The sequence below is a fragment of the Marisediminicola sp. UYEF4 genome, assembly GCF_040546025.1.
Taxonomy (GTDB): Bacteria; Actinomycetota; Actinomycetes; order Actinomycetales; family Microbacteriaceae; genus Marisediminicola.
This window is the reverse complement of sequence record NZ_JBEPNA010000007.1, coordinates 92,164-112,060: the sequence shown is the minus strand read 5'-3', so window position 1 is coordinate 112,060 and position 19,897 is coordinate 92,164. Positions and strand designations below refer to the sequence as shown.

The window sequence follows — 19,897 nt, the reverse complement described above, 5'->3', positions numbered from 1 at the left end:
GCGGATGGACACCGACCAGACCGACGACGCGACGCGCTTTCTCGAGGAGCGCCACCTTGCCATCCTTTCGACCTTCGGCGCACGTGGCGGAATTCACTCGGTCCCGGTCGGATTCACCGTCGCGGACGGGCTCGTGCGCATCATCACCTCCGATTCCACCCAGAAGGTGCGCAACGTCGAGCGGGGCGGGGAGGCATCCGTCGCCCAGGTCGATGGGCGGCGCTGGATCTCCTTCGCCGGCACCGCGCGCATCAACCGCGACCCCGACGCTGTCGCCCGGGCGGTGGAGCTCTACGCCGGGCGGTATCGCCAGCCGCGGGTGAACCCCAGACGCGTCGTCGTCGAGATCACCGTCGTCACACTGATGGGCTCGTCCGGAATGGTGCCGGGCCCCGCGATCGAAAGGCTGAATCCATGAAATACCTGCGCCTGGGCAACTCCGGCCTCGAAATCTCCGCCGTCGTGCTCGGCTGCATGAGCTATGGCGAACCGGATCGCGGCGGTCACGAGTGGACTATCCCCGAGGAGGCGAGCCGCCCCTTCATCAAGCAGGCGCTCGAGGCCGGCGTCACGACCTTCGACACCGCCAACGTCTACTCCGACGGCAGCAGCGAGGAGATTGTTGGCCGGGCGCTCGCCGACTACGCCGCCCGCGACGAGGTCGTGATTGCGACCAAGGTGCATGGACGGATGCGCACGGGGCCGGGTGGCGCCGGCCTCTCCCGCGGGGCGATCATGACCGAGATCGACGCGAGCCTCAGGCGGCTCGGTACCGACTACGTCGACCTGTACCAGATCCACCGCTGGGACCCGGAGGCGCCGATCGAGGAGACGATGGAGGCGCTGCACGACGTGGTCAAGGCCGGCAAGGCCCGCTACATCGGGGCCTCGTCGATGTGGGCGTGGCAGTTCGCGAAGGCCCAGTACACCGCCGACCTCGGCGGGTGGACCCGGTTCGTGTCGATGCAGGACCAGTACAACCTCATCAATCGCGAGGAGGAGCGCGAGATGCACCCGTTCTGCCTCGACCAGGGAGTCGGCGTGCTGCCATGGAGCCCGCTCGCCCGCGGAAAGCTCACCCGCGACTGGGACGAGCGAACCGCGCGCAGCGAGACCGACGAGTTCGGCCGCACGCTCTATGGGCAGCACGAGGAGGGCGATCGCAAGATCGCGGATGCCGTGGCGGCGGTGGCCGCCACGCGCGGGGTCTCCCGGGCTCAGGTCGCGCTCGCCTGGGTGCGCCAGCAGCAGGCGGTGACGGCTCCGATCGTGGGAGCCACCAAGCCGCAGCACCTCGAGGATGCCGTCGCGTCGGTCGACCTCGTGCTCACCGGTGAGGAACTCGACCTCCTCGCTGCACCCTACCTTCCCCGGCACGCGGAAGGATTCTAGGCGCCCGGGAGATCAGAGGAGGTCAACGATCGCGGCCCAGTCCTCGTCCTTGATGTGGTCAACGGCTGAGCCAGGAAAAGAGATCAGGGCGGATGCAGAGGTGTGCACGACCTCGTGCTGCAGGGCACCTCAGGGGTCGTGCCGCGGCTCGTGGCTCACGAGGCCGACGGTGTTGCCTTCGCTGTCTCGGATGAACGCCATCATCTCGTCGGTTCCAGCCGGGCCGAGGGTGTCGTTGGTGTGGCTGAAGATGATGTGCGGCTCACTCACAATCTCCACGCCCCGCGCCCTCAGTGATTCGACCGCGCGGTAGACGTCGTCGACCTGCAGGTAGATGAGCGCGGAGGGGGCGCCTGCCTCGAGCAGCAGCCGGGAGATCCCGACGTTGAAGAACACCAGGCCGGGCGGATCGAACCGTGCCGCGGGCGGCCCGCCGAGCAGTGCCTCGTAGAACGCGGAGGCCCGGTCGAGGTCGTCGGCGTGCTGGGCAACCTGCAGGATCTCCGTCGCCTCCATGGTTACCTCCGCACCGATCATTACTCGGACGCGGTGAGCGTGTCCAGTGTCCATGGGACTAATCGAGCCCGGCGCGTGAGCGACGGCACCACGCGTGACGCCCTGCTCTGCCGGCGGCCGCTGACCAGCGGTAACGTGAGGGAATGCACCGGGAGGCGAGGGACCAGCATGCCAGGCAGTGAGGACGACGAGGTCGACCTGCTGATCACGGCGTGGGCCGACCGCCTGCCCGACGTGGACTTCTCGCCCCTCGACGTGATGTCACGGTTGCGCCGGGTCGCGCACAAGCTCACCGGGCTACGCAGAAATGCCTTCCAGAGCGCGGGCCTGAGCGTGTGGGAGTTCGACGTGCTCGCCGCTCTCCGTCGCTCCGATCCGCCCCACGAGATGAGCCCGGCCGAGCTTGTGCACGCGACCATGATCGGGAGTGCGGCGATGTCGAACCGGCTCGAGAATCTGGCCGTGCGCGGGCTCGTCGCGCGCAAGGGCAATCCGCGCGACGGCAGGAGCAACCTCGCGAGCCTCACGGCGGAAGGCGCCGAACGCGTGGACTCGGCGATGATCGCGCTCGTCGAGAGCGAGGCGACCGAGCTGCAGTCGCTGTCGCGGCAGGAGCAGACGCAGCTTGTGGCGCTTCTGCGCAAACTGGCCACCGATAGCGGGGCGTGACGGCGCCGCCGACCACGCCTGCCGATCGGCCCACGGGCGGATCTGAGCTGTCAAGTCGGCAGGGGAGTCGTCAATCGGAGGCTATTCTGCGGAGATGGGTACTCAGACAGACGCCGGTGCACTGGGTGAAGCCTTCGTGACGCTTGCCGACTCGCTCAGGGCCGGTTACGACGCGATGGACGTGGTGGACGAACTTGCGCGGGCCTGTGTTGCGTTCACCAGCGCGACGGATGCCGGCGTGCTGCTCGCGGACCCGGACGGCGGCCTCCACGTTGCGGCAGCAACCAGCATGCGGGCCAGAGACAGCGATTCAGCGCAGCGGCATGCCGGTCGAGGACCGAGCCTGGCGAGCATCCGATCGGGAGAGCCGGTACCGGTGCCCGACATTGCAGCCGCACACGACGAGTGGCCCCAGTTCGCCCTCGTGGCGGCGAGCCAGGGTTTCCGGGCGGTGCATGCGGTGCCGTTGCGGGTGCGGGGCACCACGCTGGGCGGGTTGAGCCTGTATTTCGATCAGAGTGGACCGGTGAGCGCGTGCGATTCTGCGGTCTCGATCGCGCTCGCACGGGTGGCGGCGATCGGTATTGTGCAGCACAGGACGATCTCCTCCAGCCATAACGTGGCCGCGCAGATGAGGTCGGCGTTGGGGAGTCGAATAGTCATCGAGCAGGCCAAAGGTTTCCTCGCGCACGAGCACGGGATTGCGGTCGACGACGCGTTCCTGCTGCTGCGGGACTACGCCCGCCGCAACGGCACGGGTCTGCGGGAGGTCGCCGATCAGGTCGTGACGCGCCGCCTGGCTCTGCGATGACCTCCCCTGTGAGCGATGGGTGGCAGAACGCCCGACCGGTGAGGAGGCGTCACGCGGTGATCAGCGGGCCTCGACTGATGTCCGCCGGCGTTGCGGTGCGCAGGCGCGGTCGGAGCGCCAGCATTCCCGCCGTGTAAGTGAGGCACAGAATGGGGAGCGCAATGGCAACATAGAGGTCGACGCTGGACGACCGGACCGCGAGGCCAATGCTCGTCATTGCCACGTAGCCGACGAGCGTGACAAGCGCGATCAGCGGCCACACAACGAGAAGCAGTCGGCCGGCGAGCCCCGCGCCGACTGGTGTGTCCCACGCGCGCGACAAGGTCATTGTCGTCGCCGTCATCAGCAGGATCAGCCAACTCGCGAAGAACCAGCCGACAAAGAAGCTGCTGCTGACCGCCAGCGCGAGGATGACCGCGACCGTCACGGCCAGCGTGACGAGACGTCCTGAGAGCCGAATGTGCACGGCGATCAGTGCCAGGGAAGATGCCACGATTGCCGCGCTGATCAAGACAATCGCAATCGTGTAGGTGTTCGGGGTCCAGATTGGCAAGACGCCGGGTTGGGTCAGCGGAATCGCGATCGCGGATGCGGCCCAGAGCACGCCGGCCGCCAAGGTGAAGAAGTCGGTGCCGCGGGTGAAGAACGCGTACATGGTGGATCCTTTCGCCGGTACGGCAGAGATCATTCTGGCTAGCAGGGCTGGATCGCCCAATCGGTTGAGCGAGGTGCGCTGCGCCGTCTCGAGATCGAGTCCGGATGCGCGCATCCGGTCGGTCGCCTCGATGAGGTGGTCGTGCAGCTCATCGCTCAGGTCGGCTGCGTCCGACCGCGTGTGAACGGCTTCGTCGAAGACGAACATATAGTCCCTGATCAGGGGGTAGTAGGCCACGGTCTGCTCCGGAGCACGGAATTGACGGTTGAGGAAAATGTGTTCCACATCTCGCGCTGCTGCTGCAGCCGCGCGCCTCCGGAACGGGTGAGCCGGTAGGAACGGCGTCGGCGGCCGGCTACGACCGTCCACTCGCTCTTGAGTGATCCCGCGAGTTCGAGGCGGTGGAGGACGGGATAGACCGTGCCTTCGGCGAGGTCGAACACCTCGCCGCTGCGGCTGCGCAACTCGTCAATCAGGGCGTAGCCGTGAAGCGGTCCGTCAGCGAGGACGGACAACACCAACAGGTCGAGATGACCCTTGAGCGCTTCACTGTTCATGCCACGTGATGCTACGCCTAGTGATGCTAGGTGTAAAGGGTTCTTTACCTAGAATCTCTATGTACCTAGAGGTGCAAGGTATAGGGTGGGCCCGTGAACATCGACAAGGACCTCGTCGCCGCGATGGCGACCCCGCTCGTGCTCGCCATCCTCTCGGAGGGCACGAGTTACGGCTACGCGATCCTCAAACGCGTGCGCGAGCTCTCCGCGGGCGACGTGGAATGGACCGACGGCATGCTGTACCCGCTGCTGCACCGCCTGGAGCGGCTCGGCTATATCGGTGCCGAGTGGGGAGCGTCTCCGGAGGGAAGGCGGCGCCGGTACTACGAGATCACGGAGGCCGGGCGCGCCCAGCTGGTCGAACAGCGCAAGCAATGGGCCACGGCAAACCGCACCCTCGGCGGGCTCTGGGGACAGGCCGCGTCACCGGCCGGAGCATGACCGTGAACCTGGTCGAGAGCCGGATCGGCGAGTGGCGTGCTGCGGTCCTGCACGGCGGCGCGGTCGCGGATAGCGACGCCGACGAACTGGAGGGACACCTGCGCGAGCAGATCACCGACCTCGAGGCAGTGGGCTTGGCCGGCGACGAGGCGTTCCTCATCGCGGTCAAGCGGCTCGGCGAGGTTCACCAGATCACTGCCGAGTTCGCCCGCGAGCACGGCGACAGGCTGTGGAAGCAACTTGCAATGCCGGGCACGGGCGCCGGGCGGCCCCGGCCGATCGTGACGATGCTCGCCTTCGCGGCCCTCACCGCCGTGCTGATCCAGATCGCGCGGATGCTGACCGCCATCCCCGGCGCGAGCGAGGCGTGGTTCGTCCGCGACATCAGCCTGTTCGTGCTGCCGGTGCTCGCGGCCTATTTTGCCGTGGTGAGACGGATGCCGGTGCGCCGGGTGCTCGTGCTCGTCGCGGTGGTGGCGGTACTGGCGCTCGCCGTGAATCTCTTCCCCTTCGCGGAGCGCGCGAGCACCGACGTGCTTGTCGCCATCCACCTGCCCGTCGCGCTGTGGTTCGTCGTCGGTGCCGCCTACGTGGGCGGCGACATCCGAGCATCCGCCCGCCGCATGGACTTCATCCGCTTCACCGGCGAGTGGGCCATCTACTACGCGCTGATCGCCCTCGGCGGCGGCGTGCTCCTCGGGCTGACGGCCGCCGTACTCACCCCGATCGCTCCCGGCGCGCTCGAGCAGGTGATCACCTGGGTTCTTCCCTCGGGTGCAGCCGGGGCAGTCATCGTCGCGGGCTGGCTTGTGGAGGAGAAGAAGAGCGTCATCGAGAACCTCGCCCCCGTGCTCACCGCGATCTTCACTCCACTGTTTGCCGTCATGCTGCTGGGGTCCGCCGTCGTCTACGGGGTTGTCGGCGTCGGGCGGGAGTTCGACCGCGACCTGCTGTTCGTGTTCGACCTGCTCCTGTTGGTGGTGCTCAGCCTCGTCGTCTACGGCATTTCCGCTCCGGACAGCGCGAGCGGCGCGGGCGCGATGGATGCCGTGCGGCTCGTCGCCGTCGTCGCCGCGATCGCGCTCGATGTGCTGGTTCTCGCCTCGATGTTCGAGCGGGTCGGCGAGTTCGGGTTCACCGCCAACCGGGTGGCGGCACTCGGGCTGAACCTGGTGCTGCTCGTGAACCTCGCCGTTACGACGTGGCTCACCGTGCGCCTTCTGACCGGGCGAGGTCAGGCCGTTCGCGTGGAGCGGTGGCAGACCGGGTACCTGCCGGTGTGTGCGGCGTGGGTCGCCGTCGTGGTGCTCGCCCTGCCGCCGATGTTCGGGTTCGCGTGAGACGCACAGCGCCCAGAACACAGCGTTCCTGGGCAACTCGCGAGAGGTGCGCGTCTCCCGCGTTCAGCAGCCGACGTAGGCCGCGAGGTGCTTTCCGGTGAGCGTGGAGCAAGTGGCGACGAGGTCGGCGGGGGTGCCCTCGAACACGATTCGCCCTCCGTCGTGACCCGCGCCCGGGCCGAGGTCGATGATCCAGTCGGCATGGGCCATCACGGCCTGGTGGTGTTCGACGACGATGACCGACGTGCCGGAGTCGACGAGCCGGTCGAGCAGGCCGAGCAGATTCTCGACGTCGGCGAGGTGCAGGCCGGTGGTCGGCTCGTCGAGCACGTACGTGCCGCCCTTCTCGCCCATCCGGGTGGCGAGCTTGAGCCGCTGGCGCTCGCCGCCGGACAGCGTGGTGAGCGGCTGGCCCAGGCTGAGGTAGCCGAGCCCGACGTCGGCGAGCCGGTCCAGCACGGCGTGCGCGGCCGGTGTGCGTGCGGCGCCGGCGCCGAAGAACTCCCGCGCCTCTGTCACCGACATCGCGAGCACCTCGCTGATGTCGCGGCCGCCGAGTCGGTACTCGAGCACAGAGGCCTCGAACCGTTTCCCCTCGCAGACCTCGCAGGTCGTGGCGACGCCCGCCATCATCCCCAGGTCGGTGTAGATTACTCCCGCGCCATTGCAGTTGGGGCAGGCGCCCTCGGAATTGGAGCTGAACAGCGCGGGCTTCACCCCGTTGGCCTTCGCGAATGCCTTGCGGATCGGCTCGAGCATTCCCGTGTAGGTCGCCGGGTTGCTCCGCCGGGAGCCGCGGATCGCCGCCTGGTCGATCGACACCACCCCAGCGCCGGGAGGGATCGACCCGTGCACCAGCGAGCTCTTGCCCGACCCGGCAACGCCGGTGATCACCACCAGCACGCCGAGTGGAATGTCGACGTCGACGTTCTCCAGGTTGTGCTCTGTGGCGCCGCGGATCTCGAGCGCGCCCGTTGGCGTGCGCACCGCCGGCTTGAGGGCCACCCGGTCGTGCAGGTGCCGGCCGGTGAGGGTGTCGCTGGCCCGCAGGTCGTCGAGGGTGCCCTCGAAGCAGACCGTGCCGCCCGCGGCGCCGGCGCCGGGGCCGAGGTCGATGACGTGGTCGGCGATGGCAATCATCTCCGGCTTGTGCTCGACGACGAGCACCGTGTTGCCCTTGTCGCGCAGCAGCAGCAGAAGCTCGTTCATGCGCTGGATGTCATGCGGATGCAGGCCGATCGAGGGCTCGTCGAAGACGTAGGTGATATCGGTGAGGGACGAGCCGAGGTGGCGGATGATCTTGGTGCGCTGGGCCTCGCCGCCGGACAGTGTGCCGGTCGGCCGGTCGAGGGAGAGGTAGCCGAGCCCGATCTCGACGAACGAGTCGAGGGACTGCCGCAGTGCGGCGAGCAGCGGGGCGACCGTCGGTTCCTCGAGCGCGCTCACCCACCCGGCCAGGTCGCTGATCTGCATCGCGCACGCGTCGGCGATGTTCAGACCGGCAATCCGCGACGACCGGGCGCCCTCGCCCAGCCGGGTGCCCCCGCACTCAGGGCAGGCGGCGAAGGTGACCGCGCGGTCGACGAAGGCGCGAATGTGCGGCTGCAACGCGTCGACATCCTTCGACAGGAACGACTTCTGCAGCTGCGGGATCAGCCCCAGGTAGGTCAGGTTGATCCCCTCGACCTTGATCTTGGTCGGCTCCTTGTGGAGCAGGTCCTTCAGTTCCTTGGTGGTGAAGTCGCGGATCGGTTTGTCGGGGTCGAACCAGCCGCAGCGGCGGAAGATGCGCCCGTACCACCCGTCCATCGAGTACCCGGGTATGGTCAGGGCCCCCTCGTTCAGCGACTTCGAGTCGTCGTACAGCGCGGACAGGTCGATGTCGCTCACCCTGCCCATGCCCTCGCACCGCGGACACATTCCCCCCGTGATGCTGAAGCTGCGCCGCTCCTTCACCGTCTGTCCCGCGCGCTCGAGAGTGACCGCTCCGGCCCCGCTGATCGACGCGACGTTGAAGGAGAAGGCCTGGGGTGAGCCGATGTGCGGTTGCCCGAGCCGGCTGAAGAGGATGCGCAGCATCGCGTTGGCGTCGGTGGCCATGCCGACGGTGGAGCGGGCGTTGGCCCCCATCCGCTCCTGGTCGACGATGATCGCCGTCGTCAGGCCCTCGAGCACGTCGACATCGGGCCGGGCGAGCGTGGGCATGAATCCCTGCAGGAATGCGCTGTAGGTTTCGTTGATCATCCGCTGCGACTCCGCGGCGATCGTGCCGAACACGAGCGAGCTTTTTCCCGATCCGGAGATGCCGGTGAACACCGTCAATCGGCGCTTGGGGATCTCAACGGTGACGTCCTTGAGGTTGTTCACGCGGGCGCCCTGCACGCGGATCAGGCCGTGGGTGTCGGCGGTGTGTGGTGTCGGCGACTGCGTGTCGGTGCTCATGGTGTCTCCCTGCGTTACCCGGGTCTGCCGCGGGACCGAGTGTCTAGGCTGGTCGGCATGGCCACAGTAATCCTCGTGCGGCACGGGCGCACCACCGCGAATGCCGACGGCACGCTGGCGGGGCGCACCCCGGGGGTGCTGCTCGACGAAATCGGGCGCGCCCAAGCGGCCGTCACGGGCGAACGGTTGGCCGTGGTGCCGCTCGTCGGGGTGGTCTCGAGCCCCCTGGAGCGCTGTCGGCAGACCGCGCAGCTGATCCTCGACCACCAGACCGGCTCGCTCGTCACGCCGGTCGAGGAGGGCATTACCGAGTGCGACTACGGGCAGTGGCAGGGCCGATCCCTCGGCGAGCTGGCCAAGGAGGCCCTGTGGTCGGTGGTGCAGGCGCAGCCGTCCGCCGCGGTGTTCCCCGGCGGCGAGTCGCTGTTGGCGATGCAATCGAGGTCGGTGGCCGCGATCCGGCGTCACGACGCGGCGTTCGAGGCCGAGCACGGCCCCGGCGCGGTGTGGGTGGCGGTGAGCCACGGCGACATCATCAAGTCGATCCTGGCCGACGCGCTCGGTATGCACCTCGACCTGTTCCAGCGCATCAATGTCGGGCCCGCATCGGTCTCAATCGTGCGCTACGGGACCGGCCGCCCCAGCGTGCACGCCACCAACACTGATGCAGGCGACCTCTCCTGGCTGGCCGCCGCCGCCCCCGCCGGCGACGCGCCGGTCGGAGGCGGTGCTGGCACTCAGGCACCGCAGCGCGCGCGCTCGTAAAATACCGGCATGCCCACAATCGTCCATGAGTTCGCCTGGCCCGACCGGGTCGTCGTCGGCACCGTCGGCACCCCCGGGTCCCGCACGTTCTACTTCCAGGTGCGCACCGGGGCGAAGATCGTCAGCGTCGGTCTGGAAAAACAGCAGTCGGCCTTGCTCGCGGAGAAGATCGACGAGATTCTCGACCAGTTGATGGCGGGCGACGGCAATCCGTTCAGCATCCCGACCAACACACCCATCGAGCTCGTCGACAACGACCCGCTCGAGCATCCAGTCGAGGAAGACTTCCGGGCCGGCGCGATGAGCCTGGGCTGGGATCCCACAACGGCGCAGGTCGTGATCGAGGCGTACCCGATCGTACTGACGGAGGATGGCGATCCTGAGATGGTCGTCATGGAGCCGGCGGAAATGCTGCTCGTGCGAATGCCTGTCGGCACCGCGCGGGCATTCGCGAAGCGCACCCGAGAGGTGGTGGGGGCCGGGCGGCCGCTCTGCCCGCTCTGCGCGAACCCTGTGGACGTGGACGGTCACGCCTGCACCCTGCCCGACTCGCCCTGGTGATGCCGGAGGCCACGCCCGCCGACGGTGAGCTCGCCCTCACCGGTCGGATCACGACCGCCTCGAACGCGACCTTCCTCGGTAGCATCGACGGGGTGCCGGTCGTCTACAAGCCCATTGCCGGCGAACGTCCGCTCTGGGACTTCCCCGACGGCGATCTCGCCAGCCGGGAGGTCGCGGCGTATCTGGTCTCGGAGTCGTTCGGCTGGAACGTGGTGCCCCGAACCTGGCTGCGGGAGGGTCCCCTCGGCCGCGGGATGGTGCAACTGTGGCAGGACGCCGACCCGGATCAGGGAGCCGTCGACCTGGTCGCCGCCGAGGACGTGCCCGACGAGGGGTGGCGTCACGTCTTCGACGGCACCGACGAGAACGACCGGGCTGTGTCGCTCATTCACGAGGACTCCGCGGCTCTGCGTCGGATGGCCGTGTTCGACATCGTCGTCAACAACGCCGACCGCAAGGGCGCCCACGTGCTCGCGATGGCGGACGGCCACCGCCACGGGGTCGACCACGGGCTCACCTTCCATGCCGAGCACAAGCTGCGCACCGTGCTCTGGGGGTGGCTGGGCGAATCTCTTACCGCCGACGAGCTCGACGGGATCGACCGAGTGTGTGCGCACCTCGACGGCGAGCTCGGCGATGCGCTCGCCGGGTTGCTCGGTAGTCACGAGCTCGCGGCCCTGGCCGAACGCTGCGACGGCTTGCGCTCCGATGGCCGGTTCCCTGCACCGCGCGGCGGCATGCCCGCGGTGCCCTGGCCTCTGTTCTGACCATGGACCTCGAAGTGTCGCCCTCGCTCACGATTCCCGCTGCGGAACTGGGCTGGCGGTTCTCGCGGTCGTCGGGGCCCGGTGGTCAGCACGTGAACACCTCGGACAGCCGTGTCGAACTCTTCTGGAACATCGCCGACTCGGCGGTGCTCTCCGAGAGTGAGCGGATGCTGCTCCTCGGCCGTCTCGCGCGCCGCCTGGTCGACGGGGTGGTCACCGTGAGCGCCTCCGAGCAGCGCTCCCAGCTGCGCAACCGGGAGATCGCCCTCGCCAAGCTCGCCGATCTCGTCGCGGCGGGACTGGCCCCGGATGCTTCTCCGCGCCGGCCGACCAAACCGACGCGCGGGTCGAACCGCCGCCGGCTGGCCGCCAAGGGCCAGCGGTCGGCGACAAAGCAGAACCGGCGGCGGCCGCCCACCGAGTAGCCCGTCGCGTTCTGGTGAATCACGTGTCGCGTCGGCGAGGAACTGGACATTCTCTTCGCCGAACGGTTTCTCGACGGTGGCGGTTCCCGTCATGCAATGGCTGAAATCAGGTGTGAGGACGGCATACGACTCACACGGGTCGGGTCGTCAGGTGAACTCGGAGAGGGTCGTGTCGGCGATTGCCGTTGCCAAGCGCTCTGCGAGCTCGACGTCGCGGGAGGCGATCGCCTCGGCAAGTCGAGTGTGGAGAGCCAGCCCACGAGCGGTGGTCTCGATGATGAGGGGCTGATCTGCGTGATCGCGTGTTCGCAATGCCGCGGTGACCACCTCCGCGAACTGTGCGATCACCGGATTGCCGCTGCCCTCGAGAAGGAGGCGGTGGAAGGCGGTGTCTGCGTTCAGGAATGTCTCGCCGTCGTTCGCCTCCGCGGCTGTGGCCAGCGTGCGGCTCAGCTCGACCAGTCGGGCGATCTCGTCGTCGGTCATATTGGCGGCGGCGAGACGCGCCGCGGTCGCCTCGATCCCACGCCGCACCTGCAGCAGTTCGACCATTTGATCGCGATAACCTGTCGCGGCCCGCCACCGGATGATCGCCGGGTTGAGCAGTGCCCAGGAGCTCGAATGGTTGACCTGCGTGCCCACCTTGGATCGTGCGCGCACCAATCCCAGCGCCTGGAGAGAACGGAGGGTCTCCCTGATCACTGTTCGTGAGACGCCGAAGCGCTCGCGCAACTCCTCCACGTTCAAGGTGGTGTTCTCGCGCAGGGTGCCCGCGACTATCTCGGACCCGACCACGTCGAGAACGGTGGCGTGCAGCGACAGCCTCGGGGCGGCATCCGCGCTTCCCTGGCCGTCATCGCGGGCCGGACCAGGTTCGCCTCCCACGGTCACAGGGTGTCCGGATCGACCCCGAGAAACGCTGTGAGGGCGTCGACGATGAAGGCGTGATCGAGGTCGTGACGCAAGCCAGAGACAGCGATCGTGCCCACAAGCCCGGCTCCCGCGACAACGATCGGGAAACCTCCTCCACTGCCGGAGTACTGCTGCGGGTTCATCCACGGCGCGTTCTCAAGAGCGAACGGAGGATCGAGGATAGGGAACCGCAGCCCGACGGCGTAGCTGCTCGCCGCCCACTCGCGCACGGTGTTCTTCTTTCGCTCTATCCACTTCGCGTTGTGGGCGGAGGTGCCAGGGAGCGCGGTGTGGAACAGCCGCTGGTCGCCATGGGCGATATCGATGGTGATCGCGTGCCCGCGCGCCAGCGCCAGCTCGCGCATCAGGATGCCCAGCCGGAAGGCGTCATCCGCGGTGAACGTTGTGAACACGAGACGTTTCTCGTCGGCCTCGACTCGGGCGATGACCTCGGCGCTGGATGTCATCGTTCGGGGATGTCGAAGGTTTCGATGTCCTCGCCGGTGCGAAGGCCCTGCTCGAGGGCCTCGATCGCGGTGAGGTCGGATTCGGTCAACTCGATGCCGTCGGTGCGGAGGTTCTCCGTGAGGCGTTCGACGGATGCGGACTTCGGTAAAGCGATCCGACCTCGCTCCAGATGCCATTTCATAATGACCTGGGCTGGACTGGCACCGACGCGCGCCGCGATTTCGACGATGGTCGGTGCCGTGAGGTCTGCGCCGCGGCCCAACGGGCTGTATGCCTCGACGGCGATGCCGTGGCTGCGGGTGAGGGCGTCCAGTTCCGCTTGCTGATAGGTCGGGTGCACCTCGATCTGGTGCACCGCGGGCACGACATCGGCGCCAGCGAGGAGGCGGTCCAGATAGGGGAACTTGAAGTTGGACACCCCGATCGCCCGGATTGCACCCTCGGTGTAGAGCTTCTCGAGCGCCTTCCAGGTCTCCTGGTACAACCGCCGCTGCGGAACGGGGAAATGGATGAGGTAGAGATCGATGTAGTCCAGACCCAGATTGCTTCGACTCGTCTCGTACGCGGCGAGTGCGTTCTCGAAGCCCTGATCGGCGTTCCAGAGCTTCGTTGTCACGAAGATCTCCTCACGGGGAATGCCCGAGCGCAGAACCCCACTGCCCACGCCCTCCTCGTTCTGGTATCCCGCAGCCGTGTCGATGTGGCGGTACCCGGCGGACAGCGCCGCCTCGGTCATCCGCTGCGCGTCGGCCGGCGGGATCTGGAATACGCCGAACCCGACCTGCGGAATCACGACGCCGTTGTTGAGGGTAATGATGCTCATAGGCCTCAAGCTATCAGTATTACTAATAGGGTGCGGCCCGTGTCGACCGTCCCCGTTGGAGCCTCTAGTTGAGGTCTGCCCGACACGCGGCGATGGTCCAGCTGGCCGAGGTGGATGCTCCTGGGTCGAGTGTGAGGAGGTTGGTGCCGGAGTTGAACGCATCCGGTGCACAGGTCATGGGCTCAACTGCGAGTCCGGTTCGCGAGGTCATGTCGGGGCGGTCGGCGGTGTGGATCTGGAGCCAGTCGAGCTCGGCACCCCACGTCATCTCGACTCCCGAGCGGTCCGGTCCGAGCAGGCGTACCCGGCGCAAGCCGTCAGAGCTGGCGATCAGTGACGTGTAGGCGTGATCGACGAAGGTGTCGCCGATGAGGCGCTCCTCGCGAAAGTCGAAAACGCTGCCAGACACATGGCTGAGTCCCGTCGGGACGAGCAACTCGTCAACCAGAAGCACCTCGTTCGCCGGGATCTCGACCGTCCAATCGTCGACCAGTCCCGGACCTCCCACCAGATAGGGGTGTGAGCCGAGCCCGACGGGGGTCGCTGAGGTTCCGTTGTTCTCGGCCCTGACGGTGACTCGAAGTCCTGCAGCATCCAACTGGTAGTCCGCGTAGATGTTGAGCTGATGGGGGTACCCGTCCTGGGCGGTGATGGACGCTGTCATTCTCACCGAGGTGTCGCTGGACTCAATTTCCTCAAAGTCTGCCCAGACGACAAGTCCGTGCAGAGCATGCCCACGGGCAACCTCGGTGATCGGCAGTTGTTGGGGTGAACCATTGAAGGTGTACCGCCCGCCCACAACCCGGTTTGGCCACGGTGCCAGGATTGCCCCGCTGTAGAACGGGCGCAGCTCGTCCTCACGGAATGGGACAACGAGGTCCCTGCCTCCGAAGGTGAACGATCGCAGACTGGCGCCGACGCTCGCGACAACTGCCTCGTAGCCCCCCGCCTTCAAAACAAACTGGGTGCCGGAAATGGGTGAAGTCATGAGACGTTGAGGATATCGGAAACCTCGGTCACGCCGAGTCGGGTGGGGCCTGAGACTAGGTGACGGCACGGGTCCCCGTCAGGGGTCTGCATTACCCACAAATGCCGCAGACTCGGTTAGAAGGGTACGCCGCACGCGGCGTTGGCAGAAATCTTGTAGGCGGATGGCTGGAAGCTCCCATTTGTTTCCCTGAACGCTCGAGCCGGTCCAGGCCACAACAGAGTCAGTCGTTCGCTGCGATCGTCGACGTACCAGCTCGTGCATCCGCCCGTCAGCCACACGGTCGACCGGCTCATCTTGTCGATCATCTGGGTGTATTCCTGTTCCGCCGCGTGCGTTACCTCGAGGACCACCCCACCGTTCGCTGCACGGAAGTCGAGCGCTCCCAGGATGTAATCAATCTGCGTCTCGATCATGTAAATGGCCGAATTGTGCCCGAGGCTCGCATTCGGTCCGTCGATGACGAATAGGTTCGGAAAGTCGTGAACGACGGTCGACGCAAACGATGTCATACCGTTCGACCAGTGCTCGGAGAGTCGCACTCCTGATTTTCCGAGGATTCGGTCGGCAAAAGGCGGCCGTGTCGTATGAAACCCGGTGGCCAAGACGATGACATCGAGGTCGTGGGTGTTACCGCTGGCAGCGATGGCCGTAGTGCCGGTCACCGCAGCCAAAGCTGAAGTCTCGACGCTCACATGGCTGGACGAAAGGGCAGGGTAGTACTCGTTGGAGAGCAGCACCCGCTTGCATCCGATTTCATAATCCGGCGTCAGTTGCGCGCGCAGCTTAAGATCCGGGACGCTCTCCTTGAGGTTGAGGGCTGCGCGCGCGCGAAGCGCATCAATCTTCTCGGGGATGCCCAGACGCTCGTCGAACGCCTCTTCCGCGTGGGAGAAAATTTGGGAGCGTGAATCGTCGAGAATCCGGGTGTCGCTGCTGAACAGGCGCCGCTCGGCGGCTGAGTAAGCGCGGTCGGGCCGGGGCACCACCCAGGCGGCGCTGCGTTGAAAGACCACCACCTCGCGCGCAGATTTGGTGACGGCCGGAACGATCTGAATGGAGGACGCGCCGGTTCCCACAACGCCGACGCGCTTTCCCGCCAGACTCACCGCATGGTCCCACCGGCTCGAATGAAAAACGTGACCGGAGAAACTCTCAAGCCCGTCGATCCGGGGAATCTTGGCGTCGGACAGCCGTCCGGCCGCCACCACAAGTACTCGAGCGGTGCAAACGCCGCGGGTTGTCGTGATCTGCCACCGCTCATCTGGTTCTATCCAGCGTGCGTCGAGAACCTCGGTCTCCAACCGGAGGTGCGGGAGGAGGCCTTCTTCTCGCGCGCAATCCCGCAAGTACGCGAGTATCTCCGACCCGGAAGGAAACATGCGTGACCAGTCGGGCTTCTGCCGAAACGAGAAGGAGTACAGGTGGGACGGGATGTCACAGGCAACCCCGGGGTAGGTGTTGTCGCGCCAGGTTCCCCCAATGTCGGCCGCGCGTTCCAGAATCAGGAAAGACTCGAATCCCCGGCGGGCCAGTTGAATGCCCAGACCGAGTCCGCCGAAGCCCGCGCCGAGAACAGCAACTTCAATATCGACACCATTCACGTCTTCTCCCCGCACGTTATCGGGGCCGACGTCCTCCGGCACAGTCATGCTGTGCCGTACGTGGTCGTCCGTTGCCGAGTCGAACGTCCAATCTCGGATGTCGCCCTGGCGATTTCCCGCACTGTGAGCACCCGACCGGCTTCCGGACCGGCGTCGGGGAAAAGAGTTCCATCGAGAAGGACGCCGCCGAGATCATCCGCCCCACCCTGCAATACCTGCTGGCTACCAAGAATACCGAGCTTCGTCCAGGCGGCCTGGATGTGGTCGATCCTTCCGGTCAGCATTAGCCGGGCCACCGCATGCAGCGCTCTCGTTTCGTCGATCGTCGGTCCAGGCCGCGTGATCGCTCTGAGTGTTGCGGGAGAGTCAGACGGAACGAACGGAATGGGTATGAACTCGGTGAATCCTCCCGTCTCATCCTGGATCCGAATCAGTGCTCGAAGATGTGCAACCTGGTCGGCTGGCGACTCGATGTGCCCGTAGACCATCGTCGCGGTTGACCGGAGCCCAGCGCCATGCGCAGCCGTGACCAGGCCCGTCCACGCGGCGACCGAAAGCTCGCTCCCACCCGAGAGCTTTCGACGAATGTCGTCGTTGAGGATCCGTGCGCCGGTGCCCGGAACTGAACTCACTCCCGCGTCAAGGAGCGACTCAAGAAACTTGCCCGGTGTGAGGCCACAACGTGACGCGCCGTCCAGAATCTCGATCGGTCGGAAGGCGTGCAGATGAAGGTCAGGGTTCCGTGACTTGATTCTCCTGATCAGTTGGAGATAAGTCGCTCCCGGGAGCGCCGGATCGATCGCACCCTGAATGCAGATCTCGGTGGCACCCAGCTGTGTTGCCTCATCGACGAGATCGTCGATCATCCCAGAAGAGAGTCGCGCCGGGAACAGTGACGAGTCGAGATTTCGATTGACGACGTACGTAACCGTGTCGCCCACCGTCTCCCTGCGCAGTGCGTCCGCGACGGCGGTAAGTGCGTCCAGGTCTGTTCCACTGGCGCCCAACAGGGTGACATAGTCGTGGTCGACCAAGCCTGCCGGAGCATTTTCGGCCGCGCGCAGGATATGAGCGATCTCCGGATTTTTTGAGATCGAATCCCTGATCGCAATTTCTCTGGCTGGCGTGGACAACTCCGCCGTCCACGCCCGGCCGGCCGGCCGCACATTTTCTCGGGCCATTCCTGTGTCATGGTCGGCTAGCGCGCGCACATGCGGCGCAATCCGTGGGTCAATCCAGGGCTCGCCCGCGCGAATGTAATGCGGATGTGTCGTGAGACGCTCGCGCAGTTCGAAGCCGCTCTCGGCGGTCAGCCGTGCGAGCTCGTCGATCTGCGGCCACGGCCGCTCCGGGTTGACGTGATCTGGGGTGAGTGGACTGACCCCGCCCCAATCATCAATGCCGGCGCGAACCAGCAACGCGAGTTCGTTCGCGTCGGTCAGATTCGGCGGCGCCTGGATGCGAGATCCGGCACCCAGCACGAGCCGGGTGACCGCGACGGCCGCCACATACTCCTGAGTTGCGAGGTCGCGCGCGCGCATCATTGCCGTCGCTGGCTTCGCGCGAAAATTTTGCACGATCACTTCCTGCACGTGGCCGTATTGTTCTGCCGAGTCACGAATTGCGAACATGGCATCGACGCGTTCTGAGTTGTTCTCCCCGATGCCCAGCAACACCCCGGTCGTGAAGGGGATATTCGAGCGACCCGCGTCTTCAAGAACGCGCAGTCGCACCGCCGGATCCTTGTCGGGAGACCCATAGTGCGGGCCGCCCTTCTCGGACCACAGCCTGGTGGCGGTGGTCTCCAGCATCATCCCCATCGATGGCGCAACCGGCTTGAGCCGCTGCATCTCAGCCCACGTCATTACGCCGGGGTTGAGGTGAGCCAGCAGACCTGTCTCTTCCAGAACGAGGATCGCCATGTCCCGCATGTAATCGAGCGTCGAGTCATAGCCGTGGTCGTCAAGCCATTCGCGTGCCGCAGGCCAGCGATTCTCGGGGCGGTCTCCCAGGGTGAAGAGAACCTCTTTGCACCCAAGCGCGGCGCCGGCTCGAACCACTTCGAGTATTTCCTCGGGCGACATATACGGCGCTTTGCCGGCTCTCACCAGCTGGCCCGGGGTCTGGACGAAGATGCAGTAGTGGCAGCGGTCCTGGCACAGCTGGGTCAGCGGAACGAAGACCTTGCGCGAGTATGTGATCACGCCAGGGCGCCCCGCTGATTCAAGGCCGCAATCACGAATACTGCTCGCGACCTGAAGCAGTCGATCCAGTTCATCATCTCGAGCGTTCAGCAGCGTTTCAGCGTCGATGGCACTCAGGCTGCCGCCAGCTTCAGCACGGCTGAGGGCCTGTCGAATTTCAGCAGTTTTCCGAGGAGACTCGATCGAACGAGTGGGCTCCGAGATGCTAATCGCGGTTGCAGACACAGTTCTCCTTTGGAAGTCGATCACCGACAGCCCAAAGCCAGGCCCACTACTAGATTCGTCCGAAGTTTACTGCATCAAGAACTGACAAGTGGAGCGAGTGACGGGAATCGAACCCGCGCTATCAGCTTGGGAAGCTGAAGTTCTGCCACTGAACTACACTCGCGCGGCCAGCTGGGCTGGCTCGAGTCACATCGTACCCCGCGGGTTCCGGGGCGGGCGAACCGGTGGTGCGGTCGCTCTTCGCTGGCGCGGTGGTTACCGCATGCACGCGAGTGAACGATGCCCGCGCGACACACGTTGTCGCCGAGGGCAACCGCCGCGAACGCGCCAATGATCCACGCGAAGTGCTCACGAGCGCCGGGGGAGTCCAGCCATGAGAAGGATGTCTCTCAGTAAGTGTCCCGACAGCGCATCGGTCCAGTCCCATCTGGCGAAGTTCAGGCCCCCGGCTCGGAGCTCATCCTCGCGACGCTTCTCTTTGACGACCGCCTCGCCCGGTGTCATCCGTCCCAGATATTCCGGTTTGAGGTACTTGCGCTTGCCGTCGAACTCGCCGGCCAGCCGCCAGCCCGGCCACTCGAAATCGGTGAAGTACCGATGCCCCAGCGCGGTCGTATGCTCGACCTGCAGCATCGGAGCGGGGAACCCCAGCTCGTGGATTACCGCCCGGCTGAGGGATTCACCCGGGTTGGCGGCGAGAGCGTCGGCGAACTCGATGACGCGCCGCGCCTTCGCGAAGCCATGCCCGAGATTGGCAAGCTCGAGGCCGGCTTGGAGCGACTCGATCGAGGCTGTGTGGAGCACGTGGTCCGCGGGTGCAACCGCGAGGCGGAATGGCTGCAGCACCGCGAGGCCGACGACCGCTCGCACGGGGGTCTCGGCGCGCAGGACGCCCAGTTCGGTGAGTTCGGCCGGAGTGATGCCGAGGCCGTGCCGCACGAGGCCGGGCTCGGATCGGCCGCCATTTGCGCGGTCGGAGACCACGTGAACCACATCGGGCACGCCTCCAATGAACGGGATGCCGTGCAGCACGGCCGCCGAGTAGTGCGAGAACACCAGACCGGGATGGGAGGCCGCGAAGGCCTCGATCCGGATGCGGTGGCGCTGCCGGTCGGTCAGCGCCTGCCACTCCGGCGCGTCGTAGTAGGCCCCGCGCTTGACGCGAATGCGCAGGCCGCGGTCGACGTCCCTCGCGAGGCTGCGGGGGTCGATACGGTCGCGCTGCACGAGGACGAGCGGATCGAGAAGGGTGGTCATGCGAAGGAGCGTGGTCGCCAGCGGGCCACTGCGGGCAGTCGCCTGGTGAGCTGTGCCCCCGCTCGAATCGAGCGC

The 19,897-nt window shown here is 66.3% G+C and carries 21 protein-coding genes and 1 tRNA gene; 10 read left to right on the top strand and 12 right to left on the bottom strand.

Going from position 1 to position 19,897, the window contains the following annotated elements; translation table 11 throughout:
• Positions 1 to 4: 4 nt before the first annotated feature.
• Positions 5 to 418, top strand: coding sequence for a pyridoxamine 5'-phosphate oxidase family protein (locus tag ABIB15_RS08900; protein ID WP_354477103.1), 414 nt, complete (start codon positions 5 to 7; stop codon positions 416 to 418).
• A complete protein-coding gene (locus ABIB15_RS08895) occupies positions 415 to 1,392 on the top strand; it encodes an aldo/keto reductase (protein WP_354477100.1) in 978 nt (325 codons plus the stop codon). Before ABIB15_RS08900 ends, ABIB15_RS08895 begins: the two co-directional genes overlap by 4 nt.
• Before the next feature lie 129 nt (positions 1,393 to 1,521).
• Here the strand turns inward: ABIB15_RS08895 and ABIB15_RS08890 are convergent, their stop codons facing one another.
• The gene (locus ABIB15_RS08890; protein WP_354477097.1) at positions 1,522 to 1,908 is read right to left on the bottom strand and encodes a VOC family protein; all 387 of its coding nucleotides are present in this window, start codon (positions 1,906 to 1,908) and stop codon (positions 1,522 to 1,524) included.
• Positions 1,909 to 2,076: 168 nt separating this feature from the next.
• On the opposite strand from ABIB15_RS08890, the gene ABIB15_RS08885 reads away from it, so the two are divergent.
• Together ABIB15_RS08885 and ABIB15_RS08880 are read left to right on the top strand one after the other, a co-directional pair.
• A complete protein-coding gene (locus tag ABIB15_RS08885) occupies positions 2,077 to 2,577 on the top strand; it encodes a MarR family winged helix-turn-helix transcriptional regulator (protein ID WP_354477094.1) in 501 nt (166 codons plus the stop codon).
• 94 nt (positions 2,578 to 2,671) lie between these two features.
• Positions 2,672 to 3,388 carry a GAF and ANTAR domain-containing protein gene (locus ABIB15_RS08880; RefSeq protein WP_354477091.1) on the top strand — a complete coding sequence of 239 codons (717 nt, stop codon included), beginning with the start codon at positions 2,672 to 2,674 and terminating at the stop codon, positions 3,386 to 3,388.
• A 49-nt stretch (positions 3,389 to 3,437) separates the two neighbouring features.
• On the opposite strand, the gene ABIB15_RS08875 is transcribed toward ABIB15_RS08880, so the two are convergent.
• The gene (locus ABIB15_RS08875; protein ID WP_354477088.1) at positions 3,438 to 4,280 is read right to left on the bottom strand and encodes a permease prefix domain 1-containing protein; all 843 of its coding nucleotides are present in this window, start codon (positions 4,278 to 4,280) and stop codon (positions 3,438 to 3,440) included.
• Positions 4,262 to 4,600 (bottom strand): PadR family transcriptional regulator, encoded by a 339-nt coding sequence (locus tag ABIB15_RS08870; RefSeq protein ID WP_354477085.1) that lies wholly within the window; start codon positions 4,598 to 4,600, stop codon positions 4,262 to 4,264. The genes ABIB15_RS08875 and ABIB15_RS08870 overlap by 19 nt, the downstream gene beginning before the upstream one ends.
• A gap of 93 nt (positions 4,601 to 4,693) precedes the next feature.
• Here ABIB15_RS08870 and ABIB15_RS08865 point away from each other — a divergent pair, with 93 nt between their 5' ends.
• Entirely contained in the window at positions 4,694 to 5,041 is a 348-nt protein-coding gene (locus ABIB15_RS08865) for a PadR family transcriptional regulator (RefSeq protein ID WP_354477083.1), read from the top strand.
• Complete coding sequence (locus ABIB15_RS08860) at positions 5,038 to 6,381, top strand: permease prefix domain 1-containing protein (protein WP_354477080.1); 1,344 nt, start codon at positions 5,038 to 5,040, stop codon at positions 6,379 to 6,381. Before ABIB15_RS08865 ends, ABIB15_RS08860 begins: the two co-directional genes overlap by 4 nt.
• Positions 6,382 to 6,444: 63 nt before the next feature.
• Here ABIB15_RS08860 and ABIB15_RS08855 read toward each other — a convergent pair whose 3' ends face one another.
• Positions 6,445 to 8,823, bottom strand: coding sequence for an ATP-binding cassette domain-containing protein (locus ABIB15_RS08855; protein ID WP_354477077.1), 2,379 nt, complete (start codon positions 8,821 to 8,823; stop codon positions 6,445 to 6,447).
• A gap of 57 nt (positions 8,824 to 8,880) precedes the next feature.
• Between ABIB15_RS08855 and ABIB15_RS08850 the strand changes: the two genes are divergently transcribed.
• Genes ABIB15_RS08850 through arfB form a run of 4 tightly spaced genes read left to right on the top strand, consistent with a single transcriptional unit; the run spans position 8,881 to position 11,341 of the window.
• Positions 8,881 to 9,588, top strand: a complete 708-nt coding sequence (locus tag ABIB15_RS08850) for a histidine phosphatase family protein (protein WP_354477074.1) — start codon at positions 8,881 to 8,883, stop codon at positions 9,586 to 9,588.
• A gap of 9 nt (positions 9,589 to 9,597) precedes the next feature.
• Positions 9,598 to 10,149, top strand: coding sequence for a DUF3090 domain-containing protein (locus ABIB15_RS08845; RefSeq protein WP_354477071.1), 552 nt, complete (start codon positions 9,598 to 9,600; stop codon positions 10,147 to 10,149).
• Entirely contained in the window at positions 10,149 to 10,916 is a 768-nt protein-coding gene (locus tag ABIB15_RS08840; RefSeq protein ID WP_354477152.1) for an SCO1664 family protein, read from the top strand. Before ABIB15_RS08845 ends, ABIB15_RS08840 begins: the two co-directional genes overlap by 1 nt.
• A gap of 2 nt (positions 10,917 to 10,918) precedes the next feature.
• Complete coding sequence (gene arfB / locus ABIB15_RS08835) at positions 10,919 to 11,341, top strand: alternative ribosome rescue aminoacyl-tRNA hydrolase ArfB (RefSeq protein WP_354477069.1); 423 nt, start codon at positions 10,919 to 10,921, stop codon at positions 11,339 to 11,341.
• 147 nt (positions 11,342 to 11,488) lie between these two features.
• On the opposite strand, the gene ABIB15_RS08830 is transcribed toward arfB, so the two are convergent.
• The 8 genes from ABIB15_RS08830 to ABIB15_RS08795 all read right to left on the bottom strand — a co-directional run bounded on the left by ABIB15_RS08830 (position 11,489) and on the right by ABIB15_RS08795 (position 19,822).
• On the bottom strand, positions 11,489 to 12,226 hold the full coding sequence (locus tag ABIB15_RS08830; RefSeq protein ID WP_354477067.1) for a FadR/GntR family transcriptional regulator: 738 nt from the start codon (positions 12,224 to 12,226) through the stop codon (positions 11,489 to 11,491).
• A gap of 2 nt (positions 12,227 to 12,228) precedes the next feature.
• Positions 12,229 to 12,720, bottom strand: coding sequence for a heme-degrading domain-containing protein (locus ABIB15_RS08825; protein ID WP_354477064.1), 492 nt, complete (start codon positions 12,718 to 12,720; stop codon positions 12,229 to 12,231).
• Positions 12,717 to 13,544, bottom strand: coding sequence for an aldo/keto reductase (locus ABIB15_RS08820; protein WP_354477062.1), 828 nt, complete (start codon positions 13,542 to 13,544; stop codon positions 12,717 to 12,719). Before ABIB15_RS08820 ends, ABIB15_RS08825 begins: the two co-directional genes overlap by 4 nt.
• Positions 13,545 to 13,608: 64 nt before the next feature.
• Positions 13,609 to 14,532: an aldose 1-epimerase family protein gene (locus ABIB15_RS08815; protein WP_354477059.1), complete on the bottom strand. Its 924-nt coding sequence runs from the start codon at positions 14,530 to 14,532 to the stop codon at positions 13,609 to 13,611.
• A 116-nt stretch (positions 14,533 to 14,648) separates the two neighbouring features.
• A complete protein-coding gene (locus tag ABIB15_RS08810) occupies positions 14,649 to 16,184 on the bottom strand; it encodes a flavin-containing monooxygenase (RefSeq protein WP_354477056.1) in 1,536 nt (511 codons plus the stop codon).
• Positions 16,181 to 18,565, bottom strand: a complete 2,385-nt coding sequence (gene cofG, locus ABIB15_RS08805) for a 7,8-didemethyl-8-hydroxy-5-deazariboflavin synthase CofG (protein WP_354477053.1) — start codon at positions 18,563 to 18,565, stop codon at positions 16,181 to 16,183. The genes ABIB15_RS08810 and cofG overlap by 4 nt, the downstream gene beginning before the upstream one ends.
• A gap of 89 nt (positions 18,566 to 18,654) precedes the next feature.
• Positions 18,655 to 18,728 (bottom strand) — tRNA-Gly (locus ABIB15_RS08800).
• Between the two features lie 185 nt (positions 18,729 to 18,913).
• Positions 18,914 to 19,822, bottom strand: coding sequence for a hypothetical protein (locus tag ABIB15_RS08795; protein WP_354477050.1), 909 nt, complete (start codon positions 19,820 to 19,822; stop codon positions 18,914 to 18,916).
• Positions 19,823 to 19,897 lie beyond the last annotated feature (75 nt).

Excerpts from the sequence above, each read along its gene's own strand:
- ABIB15_RS08900 (WP_354477103.1), top strand. The coding sequence starts at position 5 with ATGGACACCGACCAGACCGACGACGCGACGCGCTTTCTCGAGGAGCGC.
- ABIB15_RS08895 (WP_354477100.1), top strand. The coding sequence starts at position 415 with ATGAAATACCTGCGCCTGGGCAACTCCGGCCTCGAAATCTCCGCCGTC.
- ABIB15_RS08890 (WP_354477097.1), bottom strand. The coding sequence starts at position 1,908 with ATGGAGGCGACGGAGATCCTGCAGGTTGCCCAGCACGCCGACGACCTC.
- ABIB15_RS08885 (WP_354477094.1), top strand. The coding sequence starts at position 2,077 with ATGCCAGGCAGTGAGGACGACGAGGTCGACCTGCTGATCACGGCGTGG.
- ABIB15_RS08880 (WP_354477091.1), top strand. The coding sequence starts at position 2,672 with ATGGGTACTCAGACAGACGCCGGTGCACTGGGTGAAGCCTTCGTGACG.
- ABIB15_RS08870 (WP_354477085.1), bottom strand. The coding sequence starts at position 4,600 with ATGAACAGTGAAGCGCTCAAGGGTCATCTCGACCTGTTGGTGTTGTCC.
- ABIB15_RS08860 (WP_354477080.1), top strand. The coding sequence starts at position 5,038 with ATGACCGTGAACCTGGTCGAGAGCCGGATCGGCGAGTGGCGTGCTGCG.
- ABIB15_RS08855 (WP_354477077.1), bottom strand. The coding sequence starts at position 8,823 with ATGAGCACCGACACGCAGTCGCCGACACCACACACCGCCGACACCCAC.
- ABIB15_RS08850 (WP_354477074.1), top strand. The coding sequence starts at position 8,881 with ATGGCCACAGTAATCCTCGTGCGGCACGGGCGCACCACCGCGAATGCC.
- ABIB15_RS08845 (WP_354477071.1), top strand. The coding sequence starts at position 9,598 with ATGCCCACAATCGTCCATGAGTTCGCCTGGCCCGACCGGGTCGTCGTC.
- ABIB15_RS08840 (WP_354477152.1), top strand. The coding sequence starts at position 10,149 with ATGCCGGAGGCCACGCCCGCCGACGGTGAGCTCGCCCTCACCGGTCGG.
- arfB (WP_354477069.1), top strand. The coding sequence starts at position 10,919 with ATGGACCTCGAAGTGTCGCCCTCGCTCACGATTCCCGCTGCGGAACTG.
- ABIB15_RS08825 (WP_354477064.1), bottom strand. The coding sequence starts at position 12,720 with ATGACATCCAGCGCCGAGGTCATCGCCCGAGTCGAGGCCGACGAGAAA.
- ABIB15_RS08820 (WP_354477062.1), bottom strand. The coding sequence starts at position 13,544 with ATGAGCATCATTACCCTCAACAACGGCGTCGTGATTCCGCAGGTCGGG.
- ABIB15_RS08815 (WP_354477059.1), bottom strand. The coding sequence starts at position 14,532 with ATGACTTCACCCATTTCCGGCACCCAGTTTGTTTTGAAGGCGGGGGGC.
- ABIB15_RS08810 (WP_354477056.1), bottom strand. The coding sequence starts at position 16,184 with ATGACTGTGCCGGAGGACGTCGGCCCCGATAACGTGCGGGGAGAAGAC.
- ABIB15_RS08795 (WP_354477050.1), bottom strand. The coding sequence starts at position 19,822 with ATGACCACCCTTCTCGATCCGCTCGTCCTCGTGCAGCGCGACCGTATC.